The sequence below is a fragment of the Microvirga tunisiensis genome (genome assembly GCF_009296175.1).
GTDB lineage: Bacteria > Pseudomonadota > Alphaproteobacteria > Rhizobiales > Beijerinckiaceae > Microvirga > Microvirga tunisiensis.
The window spans coordinates 1-10,135 of the sequence record NZ_VOSK01000232.1; the positions used below are offsets into that span (position 1 = coordinate 1).

At 68.4% G+C, this 10,135-nt stretch carries 8 protein-coding genes and 3 pseudogenes; 9 read left to right on the plus strand and 2 right to left on the minus strand.

Annotated elements, in window-relative coordinates:
• Positions 1 to 280: helix-turn-helix domain-containing protein (locus FS320_RS31250; protein ID WP_152716307.1), on the minus strand; the 280-nt coding region annotated here is incomplete at its 3' end.
• 679 nt (positions 281 to 959) lie between these two features.
• On the opposite strand from FS320_RS31250, the pseudogene FS320_RS31255 reads away from it, so the two are divergent.
• The 9 genes and pseudogenes from FS320_RS31255 to fni all read left to right on the plus strand — a co-directional run.
• Positions 960 to 1,386: pseudogene (locus FS320_RS31255) on the plus strand (cytochrome P450); the annotation flags it as partial.
• 89 nt (positions 1,387 to 1,475) lie between these two features.
• Entirely contained in the window at positions 1,476 to 2,750 is a 1,275-nt protein-coding gene (locus FS320_RS31260; RefSeq protein ID WP_152716309.1) for a cytochrome P450, read from the plus strand.
• A gap of 13 nt (positions 2,751 to 2,763) precedes the next feature.
• The gene (locus FS320_RS31265; protein ID WP_152716311.1) at positions 2,764 to 3,072 is read left to right on the plus strand and encodes a ferredoxin; all 309 of its coding nucleotides are present in this window, start codon (positions 2,764 to 2,766) and stop codon (positions 3,070 to 3,072) included.
• A pseudogene (locus FS320_RS46260) lies at positions 3,059 to 3,804 on the plus strand (SDR family oxidoreductase); the annotation flags it as partial. The gene FS320_RS31265 and the pseudogene FS320_RS46260, both read left to right, overlap by 14 nt.
• A pseudogene (locus FS320_RS31270) lies at positions 3,778 to 4,795 on the plus strand (cytochrome P450); the annotation flags it as partial. The pseudogenes FS320_RS46260 and FS320_RS31270, both read left to right, overlap by 27 nt.
• A gap of 145 nt (positions 4,796 to 4,940) precedes the next feature.
• Positions 4,941 to 5,948, plus strand: coding sequence for a polyprenyl synthetase family protein (locus FS320_RS31275; RefSeq protein ID WP_152716313.1), 1,008 nt, complete (start codon positions 4,941 to 4,943; stop codon positions 5,946 to 5,948).
• A 298-nt stretch (positions 5,949 to 6,246) separates the two neighbouring features.
• Positions 6,247 to 7,797, plus strand: coding sequence for a hypothetical protein (locus FS320_RS31285; protein ID WP_162003374.1), 1,551 nt, complete (start codon positions 6,247 to 6,249; stop codon positions 7,795 to 7,797).
• Entirely contained in the window at positions 7,794 to 8,696 is a 903-nt protein-coding gene (locus FS320_RS31290) for a terpene synthase family protein (protein WP_152716315.1), read from the plus strand. The genes FS320_RS31285 and FS320_RS31290 overlap by 4 nt, the downstream gene beginning before the upstream one ends.
• Before the next feature lie 67 nt (positions 8,697 to 8,763).
• Positions 8,764 to 9,813: a type 2 isopentenyl-diphosphate Delta-isomerase gene (fni, locus tag FS320_RS31295; protein ID WP_152716317.1), complete on the plus strand. Its 1,050-nt coding sequence runs from the start codon at positions 8,764 to 8,766 to the stop codon at positions 9,811 to 9,813.
• Positions 9,814 to 9,845: 32 nt separating this feature from the next.
• On the opposite strand, the gene FS320_RS31300 is transcribed toward fni, so the two are convergent.
• Positions 9,846 to 10,135, minus strand: a 290-nt coding sequence (locus FS320_RS31300) for an integrase core domain-containing protein (RefSeq protein WP_152716319.1), incomplete at its 5' end; no start/stop codon positions are given.

Consider the following 10,135-nt stretch of genomic DNA (forward strand, 5'->3'; position numbering starts at 1 on the left):
GGATCACCGCTGCCGTCAGGGGCTTGCGCCCTGGCGGGCGGGTGGCGTCCTTGAGAAGCCCGTCGACGCCCGCCTGCGCATAGCGGCGGCGCCAGCGCCGTACCGTCAGAGTGCTCGTGCCGACGCGGCCGGCGACCTCGGTGGCGCGCAAGCCCTCGTCCGTCAGCAGAACGATCCGAGCCCGCCAGACGACCTTCTGGGGCGTGTTTCGGTCGCGGACCAGGGTCTCCAGGCGATCCCGATCGGCGGCGGGAACCTCAATGCGTTCGATCTTGCCCATCAGAGCAGCATCGCACGTCGGATCGGATTTCGGAATCACCCGTCAGAGACACAACACTAGCTTAGCGCTCAATCAGGAGCAGATCTTTCGCTGCCCCACCCTGGACGACGGCCTCTTCTGCCACCGCGCCGGTCAACCAACCGGTGCAACCCGTCGTCACCGCCTCACTGCAATCGCGCCATGGAAGGTTGTGGCCACAGCCGGCACGCGGCTCGCCGCGGGTCCAGGTGATAGCTTCGTGTCCGCCATCCCTGGACAACCGTCAGGTCCCCGACACCCGCTGTTGGGTTTGTCAGGTCCGCGTCATGGTGCTGCGCAGCCTGATGTCCTGCCGCACTTTCATCGAAGTCCTTGAAGAATAATCACAACGTTTCTTCTTCGGCTCGATCCGCCAGAGTGGCACGAGCTTTGCACCCTTTAGTGGACGGCGGCGGCTGCCACCCGGCACGCCCGTCGCATGCTTCGTGAACCATCGCGGTGAAGACGCCATACGCAGACAATGATCCTTGAACGGGTCAGACTCACCTTAGGAGCTATCTTGTGACTCAATCGACAAGAGCACTTGTCGCGCTCTGCAGCGCGGCAATGCCGTTAGACCGCGCGGCAGGGCATTCGCCTGCGTGTGCCGCCGGTCTTGGCACTCAGACAGCCCCGATCGCGGCAGTGTTCTCGAGCCAGTCGCGAACGCCTGGTCGGCGATCTATCCCTGGTGGACAAGGCGGTGGAGGAATTCCTGCGCATGTACCCGCCGGGCGCGGGCTGGGACGGCATCATGCGCTATCCGAGGACCGACGTGATCATCGCGGGCGTGCATATTCCCGCGGAGAGCAAGGTGCTGGTCGGCCTGCTGGCGACATCGTTCGATCCGCCATTTCGACGACCCGGAAATCTTCGACATCGGACGCGAGGAAAAGCCGCACCTGGCGTTCTCCTACGGGCCGCACTACTGCATCGGCGTGGCGCTGGCCAGGCTGGAACTCAAGGTGGTGTTCGGTTCGATCTTCCAGCGCTTTCCCGCGCTGCGCCTGGCCGTGGCGCCCGAAGAACTGAAGTTGCGCAAGGAGATCATCACTGGCGGGTTCGAGGAGTTCCCGGTGCTCTGGTGATGCGCGGACGCCGCCGGGAATCGCGATCTTCTCGCAATTTGCCGCCGCGCCTGGCGCGCGCCGGTCAGATCAGCCAACAGGTAACAAAGATGAACGTGCAAGAAACCACGGCAGCATGCCGGGACGCCTTCGCCGAACTGGCGTCGCCAGCGTGCATCCGCGACCCGTATCCGTTCATGCGGTGGTTGCGCGAGCACGATCCGGTGCATCGCGCGGCGTCGGGCCTCTTTCTGTTGAGCCGCCACGCCGACATCTACTGGGCGCTCAAGGCCACGGGCGATGCGTTTCGGGGACCGGCGCCGGACGAACTGGCGCGCGATTTCCCGCGTGCGGCGACTAGCCTGTCGCTCAATCTGCTGGCGTCCACGCTAGCGATGAAGGACCCACCGACGCATACGCGTCTGCGCCGGCTGATCTCGCGCGATTTCACCATGCGCCAGATCGATAACCTGCGGCCGAGCATCGCGCGCATCGTCGCAGCGCGCTTGGACGGCATGACGCCCGCGCTGGAGCGCGGGGAGGCGGTGGACCTGCATCGGGAATTCGCGCTGGCCGTGCCCATGCTGGTCTTCGCTGAACTGTTCGGCATGCCTCAGGACGACATATTCGGGCTCGCCGCCGGCATCGGCGCCATTGTGGAAGGCCTGGGCCCGCACGCCAGCGATCCCCAGCTCGCCGCGGCGGACGCGGCCAGCGCCAGGGTGCTGGCCTACTTCGGTGACCTCATACAGCGCAAGCGCACCGATCTCCGCCATGACATCGTGTCGATGCTGGTCGGCGCACACGATGCCGACACGATGTCGGATGCGGAGTTGATGAGCATGCTGTGGGGCATGCTGCTGGGCGGCTTCGCCACCACTGCTGCGACCATCGACCATGCGGTCCTGGCGATGCTGGCGTGTCCCGAACAGCGCCACTGGCTGCAGGGAAACACCGTGAGGGTGAAGGCATTCGTCGAAGAAGTCCTGCGCTGCGACGCGCCCGTCCTGTTCAGCCCCACTCCGCGTATCGCCCAGCGCGACATCGCACTGGGCGGCGTGGTGATCCCGAAGAACGCGGACGTGCGCGTGCTGAACGCGGCCGGCAATCGCGACCCGGACGCCTTCGCCGATCCCGACCGCTTCGATCCCGCGCGGTTCTACGGCACCAGTCCTGGCATGTCGACCGACGGGAAGATCATGCTGAGCTTCGGCCACGGCATCCACTTCTGCCCCGGTGCGCAGCTGGACCGGGTGCAGTTGGCCGAGAGCCTGCCGCGGATCCAGGCGTGCTTCCCCACGCTGGCATTGGCTGAGCAGCCAATCCGGGAGCCCTCCGCGTTCCTTAGGACGTTCCGCGCGCTGCCGGTGCGGCTGCATGCGTAGGGGAGGGGCTGAGATGCGCGTCGTGATAGACCAGGATCTGTGCGGAACCACCGGGCAGTGTGTGCTGACGGTGCCGGGCACCTTTCGCCAGCGCGAACCGGACGGCATGGCCGAAGTGTGCGTGGCGACGGTCCCGCAGGCGCTGCACGCCGCCGTGCGGCTCGCGGCCAGCCAGTGCCCGGTCGCCGCCATTCGGATCATCGAAAGCGACGCTGGCTATGACGAGCACGCCAGCGCCGACCCTGCGCCTTCTCCGGCGGAGGCCGAGCGGCATGCCGTGAAAGACCAACGCAATCCAGGAGGACACGATGGGACGGTTTGAAGGCAAGGTGGCCGTGGTGACCGGCGCCGGTGCCGGCATTGGCAAGGCATGCGCCCTCGCCATCGCGCGCGAGGGCGGCAGAGTGGAGGTGGTCGACATTGATGGTTCGGCAGCCATCGCCTGCACCGCGCAGATCGCGGCCGAAGCGGGCCACGCGCTGGCCCTGGTCATGGACATCGCCGATGCGCAGGCGGTGGCAGCGCTGTTCGAGACGGCGGAGCGGCACTTCGGTGGGGTCGACCTGCTGGTGAACAACGCGAGCGCCATGCATCTGACCCCGTGCGACCGCGCGATCCTCGACCCGGACCTGGCGGTCCGGGATCGGACCATGGCGAACAATCTGCGCGGCACGCTGCTCTGCTGCCGGCAGGCCAACCCACGGATGATCGCCCGCGGCGGTGGCGCGATCGTCAACATGTCGTCGTGCCAGTGGCTCAGCGGTGACACCGCGCAGATGTCCTACGCCGCGTCGAAGGCGGCGATGAACATGCTGTCGGCTCGCTCGCCACCCAGTACTGTCATGCGCAGATCCGCTGCAACGCGGTTGCGCCGGGTCTCATCATGACCGAGCGTCTCCTCGCCAAGGTGGACGAGTACATGCAACGGCATCTGCGCCGGCACCAGCTCCTGCCGCGCGTCGGTCGCCCTGAGGACGTGGCCGCGCTGGTGGCGTTCCTGCTCTCCGACGATGCTGCGTTCATCACCGGCCAGGTCGTGTGCATCGACGGCGGCGCGCACCGGCAGGTGCGCGACGCGATCAAGGCGGCGTTCCTGCCCAAGGGGTTGACCCAGGCCGGCATCGGCGACCTGTTCGCACCCGTCATCCGGGCGCAAGTGCAGGCGTGGCGCGACCGCGGCGACGTAACCACCCTGCGCGAAACCGGCGACCTGATGCTCAAGCTTATCTTCAGCCTCATGGGAATCCCCGCGCAGGACCTGCCGGGATGGCATCGCAAGTACCGGCAACTGCTGCAGTTGATCGTCGCGCCCCCGGTCGACCTGCCCGGACCGCCCTTGCGGCGCGGCCCCTCCGCCCGCGACTGGATCAACGCGCAGTTGCGCCAGTTCGTCCGCGACGCGCGCGCGCATGCCGCGCACACCGGGTTGATTAACGACATGGTGAGCGCCTTCGATCGCAGCGATGATGCGCTCTCCGATGACGTCCTGGTCGCCGATATCCGCTTGCTGCTGCTTGCCGGTCACGACACCACCGTCTCGACGATAGCCTGGATGGTGATCGAGCTGGCGGTGATCGAGCTGGCGCGGCAGCCTGTGCTGTGGGACGCCCTGGTCGAGGAGGCGCAACGCGTGGGCGCGGTGCCGACCCGGCACGCGGACCTGGCGCAGTGTCCGGTCGCCGAGGCGCTGTTCCGCGAGACGCTGCGCCTGCATCCGCCGACCACGCTCCTGCCGCGTCGCGCACTGCAGGAATTGCAACTCGGCCAACGGCGCATTCCCGCGGGCACCCATCTGTGCATCCCGCTGCTGCATTTCTCGACCTCGGCGCTGCTGCACGAGGCACCTGATCAGTTCCGCCTGGCGCGGTGGCTGCAACGCACGGAGCCGATCCGGCCGGTGGACATGCTGCAGTTCTGCATCGCCTTGGCGCTGATCATGTACAAGGCCGGCGTGCGGCCGCGGTTGCTGAGTGGCATCGAAAAAAGACCGGCGCTATTACCCGACCGCACATCCGTCCATGACAATCCGCATCGGTTTCTCATGAGCTGGCATCGCATGCCCGGTGTGGCGAGGCAGCGGCGCCGGCGACGCGCGGCATTGCTGCACTCGGCGCGCGCGCTCGATGCGACGCCGGCAACACCGCGGCGGCTCGCCGCTCGCCGTGGCCGTTTCCTGCCAGGGACAAGGACATGAACAACATACAGACCGGTTCCACGCTACATGACGACCGAACTGGCGTTTCCGCGCTCGGCGGATTGGGCGCGCAGGCGCGCGGCGCATCCGGCAGGCTGCTGCCGGAGATCTGGATGCAGGACGGCGCGAAGCGGGTCGAACAGGCGCTAGCGCGTCTTCTCTGCGCCGAAGACGACGGTGAGACCGAGCTGATGGCGGCGATGCGCTACGCCACCTTGCATGGCGGGAAGCGCACCCGCGCCTTGCTCTGTCTGGCTGCCGGCGCACTGGCCGACACGCCGGCGCACATGCTCGACGACGTCGGCGCCGCCATCGAGATGATGCACGCCTGTACCCTGGTCCACGATGACCTGCCCGCGATGGACGACGACGTGCTTCGCCGCGGCCTTCCGACCGTGCACGTCAAGTTCGGCGAAGCCACTGCGATCCTGGTCGGCGATGCGCTGCAGGCGCACGCCTTCCTAACCCTGGCGAGCCTGGATGCGCCGAGCGGCAACCGTACCGCGCTCGTGCGCGAACTGGCGCAGGCGGTGTCCGCCAAGGGTGCCGCAGGCGGGCAGGCCATGGATCTGTCGCTGGTCGGAAAGCACGTCGAGCTGGACAGGATCGTGGCGATGCACCGGATGAAGAGCGGAGCGCTAGTGCGCGCGTCCGTTCGCATGGGCGCGCTATGCGCCATCGCGGAGGATGCCGCGCACGCTGCGCTGTACTGTGCGCTCGATCGCTACAGCGCCTGTTTCGGCCTGGCGTTGCAGGTGGTCGACGACATTCTCGACGCGACAGCGGATACCGCGACGCTGGGCAAGACCCCCGGCAAGGACGCGGCGGCGCAGAAGCCGACCTGCGCGTCGATCATGGGGCTGCAGGCAGCGCGCCAGTTCGCGCTGGATCTGTTACGCGACGCCGGGGAGGCCATCGCCCCGCTGGGAGCGCGTGCGGAACGGTTGGCGCAGATGCTGCAGCGGGCCAACGCATATCTGTTCAAGCACGCGCCATGCGCATGAGCGCGCCCGTCCGCATGGAGTCGCCCCTGTGCTGCTGCGATCGGCCGGCGGCTGCGGTGCATGCTGCACTGTGTCCGAGTCCGCGGCGCCGATCGCAGCGGTTGCCCAGCACGGCCGCGGCGCGCTGCGCGCAAGTCTATGCGGCGGACCGACGCCAGCATCGGGGCGCGTCGCCGCGCCGGAGCAGGGCGGCCGTCCGGCGCTGCCCATGCGCCGGGCCGCGACGGGCCTGCGGCGACGTGCGCGGCGTCTGCCCGATCCTGGTTCTCGTCAACCGTCTGCAGAAGGAACATCGCGCGTGAACGCGCTGTCCGAACAGATCCTTTCCGAATTGCGCCACCTGCTGAGCGAGATGAGCGACGGCGGCAGCGTCGGTCCGTCCGTCTACGACACGGCGCGAGCTCTGCAGTTCCACGGCAACGTCACCGGTCGGCAGGACGCATACGCGTGGCTCATCGCGCAGCAACAGGCCGATGGCGGATGGGGAAGCGCGGACTTTCCGCTGTTCCGCCATGCGCCCACGTGGGCGGCGTTGCTGGCATTGCAGCGTGCTGATCCTCTTTCCGGCGCTGCCGACGCAGTCCAGGCTGCAACCCGGTTCCTCGAGCTCCAGCCCGATCCCTACGCGCATGCGGTGCCGGAAGACGCGCCGGTCGGCGCGGAGCTGATCCTGCCGCAGTTGTGCGGCGAGGCCGCATCCTTGCTGGGCGGCGTGGCGTTTCCGCGCCACCCGGCGCTGTTGCCGTTGCGGCAAGCGTGCTTGGTCAAGCTGGGGGCCGTGGCGACGTTGCCGAGCGGCCATCCGTTGCTGCACTCCTGGGAAGCCTGGGGGACGTCGCCGACCACCGCATGCCCGGGTGACGACGGCAGCATCGGCATCAGTCCGGCGGCCACCGCCGCGTGGCGTGCGCACGCCGTGACACAGGGGAGCACGCCGCAGGTCGGGCGCGCCGACGCGTATCTGCAGGCGGCATCGCGGGCGACGCGCAGCGGCATCGAAGGTGTCGTTCCCAACGTCTGGCCAATCAATGTGTTCGAGCCATGCTGGTCGCTGTACACCCTGCATCTGGCCGGGCTGTTCGCGCATCCCGCGCTCGCCGAGGCGGTGCGCGTGATCGTCGCGCAGCTCGACGCCCGCCTGGGCGTGCGCGGTCTGGGCCCGGCCTTGCACTTCGCGGCCGATGCGGACGACACCGCCGTTGCGTTGTGCGTCCTGCGCCTTGCAGGCCGCGACCCGGCGGTCGATGCGTTGCGCCATTTCGAATTCGGCGAGCTGTTCGTCACCTTCCCCGGCGAGCGCAATGCCTCGGTGTCGACCAACATCCATGCCCTGCATGCGTTGCGACTGTTGGGAAAGCCCGCCGCCGGCACCAGCGCCTACGTCAAGGCCAATCGCAACCCGCACGGTCTATGGGACAACGAAAAATGGCACGTTTCGTGGCTGTATCCCACCGCACATGCGGTCGCTGCGCTGGCGCAAGGCAAGCCCCAGTGGCGCGACGAGCGCGCGCTGGCGGCGCTGCTGCAGGCGCAGCGCGACGACGGCGGCTGGGGCGCCGGTCGCGCGTCCACATTCGAGGAAACCGCCTATGCGCTGTTCGCATTGCACGTGATGGACGGGAGCGAAGAGCCGACAGGGCGCCGGCGCATCGCGCAGGCGGTGGCGCGTGCGCTGGAGTGGATGCTCGCCCGCCGTGCGGCGCATGCATTGCCGCAGACGCCGCTGTGGATCGGCAAGGAACTGTATTGCCCCACCCGGGTCGTGCGCGTGGCCGAACTCGCCGGGTTGTGGCTAGCGCTTCGTTGGGGGCGGCGCGTCCTGGCCGAGGGAGCAGGAGCGGCGCCATGATCCAGACCGAATGCGCGCTGCAGCAGGTGCTGGAGTGGGGGCATTCCCTGACCGGGTTCGCCGACGAGCATGCCGTGGAAGCGGTCAGGGGCGGCCAGTACATCCTGCAGCGCATCCACCCGAGCCTGCGCGACACCAGCGCCCGCACCGGCCGCGATCCACAGGACGAAACGCTGATCGTGGCGTTCTATCGCGAACTGGCGCTGCTGTTCTGGCTCGACGATTGCAACGACCTTGGCCTGATCGCGCCGGAGCAGCTCGCTGCGGTAGAGCAGGCGCTGGGGCAGGGCGTGCCGTGCGCGCTCCCCGGATTCGAGGGCTGCGCTGTGCTGCGCGCTTCGCTGGCCGCGCTCGCCTACGATCGTCGCGATTATGCACAGCTTCTCGACGATACCCGGTGCTACTGCGCGGCGCTACGCGCCGGACACGCGCAGGCGGCAGGGGCGGAACGCTGGTCCTACGCCGAGTATCTGCACAATGGCATCGATTCGATCGCCTATGCGAACGTGTTCTGTTGCCTGTCGTTGCTGTGGGGGCTGGACATGGCGACCTTGCGCGCGCGTCCGGCGTTTCGCCAGATCCTGCGGCTCATCTCCGCGATAGGGCGCCTGCAGAACGATCTGCATGGACGCGACAAGGACAGGTCGGCCGGCGAGGCCGACAACGCGGCGATCCTGCTGCTGCAGCGCTATCCGGCTATGCCTGTGGTGGAGTTCCTCAACGACGAGCTGGCCGGCCATACGCGCATGCTGCACCGGGTGATGGCGGAAGAACGCTTTCCCGCGCCGTGGGGACCGTTGATCGAGGCCATGGCGGCCATCCGCGCGCAGTACTACCAGACCTCGACCAGCCGCTACCGCAGCGACGCTGCGGGGGGAGGCCAGCGTGCGCCGGCCTGAACGCGCGGGAGGCGGCGGCGTGCGCGCGCTGCCGTCGGTCCGATCCAATGCGACGGATGGAGCGAGCATGAGCGACACCACGCTGAGCCGGCGCAAGGACGACCATCTGGACATCGTGCTGGATCGGCGAACCGCGCCGGCCACGGTCGCCGCCGGCTGGGAGTACATCCGTTTCGAACACTGCGCATTGCCCGAGTTGGACCTGACGCAGATCAACCTGCGCGCCTCGCTGCTCGGCAAGACCATGCGCGCGCCGCTGCTGATCAGCTCCATGACCGGCGGCATGCGACGCGCCGAGGCCATCAACCGGCATCTGAGCGAGGCAGCGCAAGCCTTGGGGATCGCCATGTGCGTCGGTTCGCAGCGCGTGAGCCTGCAATCCCGCAACTCCCAGGGGCTGACGCGCGCGCTGCGCCGCCTAGCCCCAGACATTCCCTTGCTGGCCAATATCGGCGCCGCGCAACTGCGCGAGGCCGACGGCCTGGACCTGGCGCGCCGGGCGGTGGATGCGCTGGAGGCCGATGGACTCATCGTCCATCTCAATCCGCTGCAGGAAGCGGTACAGCCGGAAGGCGACCGCGACTGGCGCGGCGTCCTGGCGCAGATCGCTCGCGCCGCGCGCAGCGTGGGCGTGCCGATCGTGGCCAAGGAAGTGGGGTCGGGCCTGTCCACCTCGGTGGCCTGTGCGCTCGTCGAGGCGGGCGTGGCGGTGATCGATGTCGCCGGCGCCGGCGGCACCAGTTGGGCCGCGGTGGAGGGCGAGCGCGCCCGCGATGCCGCCGACCGTGCAGTGGCGATGGCGTTCGCCGATTGGGGAATTCCGACCCCGGCCAGCGTGCAGGCGGTACGTCGGGCGCTGCCAACGGTGAAGCTGATTGCGTCGGGCGGGATCCGCGACGGCGTCGACGTGGCCAAGGCCATCCGCCTGGGCGCGGACATCGCCGGGCAGGCGGCCGGCGTGCTGCGCGCGGCGACGGTGTCCACCGAGGCGGTTGTCGCGCATTTCGAGATCGTCATCCGCCAGTTGGCTGTCGCCTGCCTCTGCACCGGCTCGGCTGATCTGGCGGCGTTGCGTCAGGCGCGCTTGTTGCCCTCCGCGCATCTGCCCGCCGGTTGATGCCGGCGTCACCCGCACGTGGCGGCGGGCGCCTAGTTGTCTGGATGCGAGACCTCCTTGGCGGCAGCGATGACCTGGAGGGCTGGCGGCAACGCGTCTGCATCGGGTGGCTTGTAGCGGCGGTTGGCGAGCTTCGGCTCGGCAGCCAGGCGGCTTCGCACAACCTCATCCGGGGATCGCCCCTTGAGCACGCGTTGACGTCTTCTGTTATAGGCCTGATTGAAGCCCTTGAGCAGCGTCTCGAGGTCCCGATGGCTGTAGATGGTGATGCCCAGCACCTCGCGCTGCACCCGCCCGTTGAAGCGCTCCACGAGACCATTGG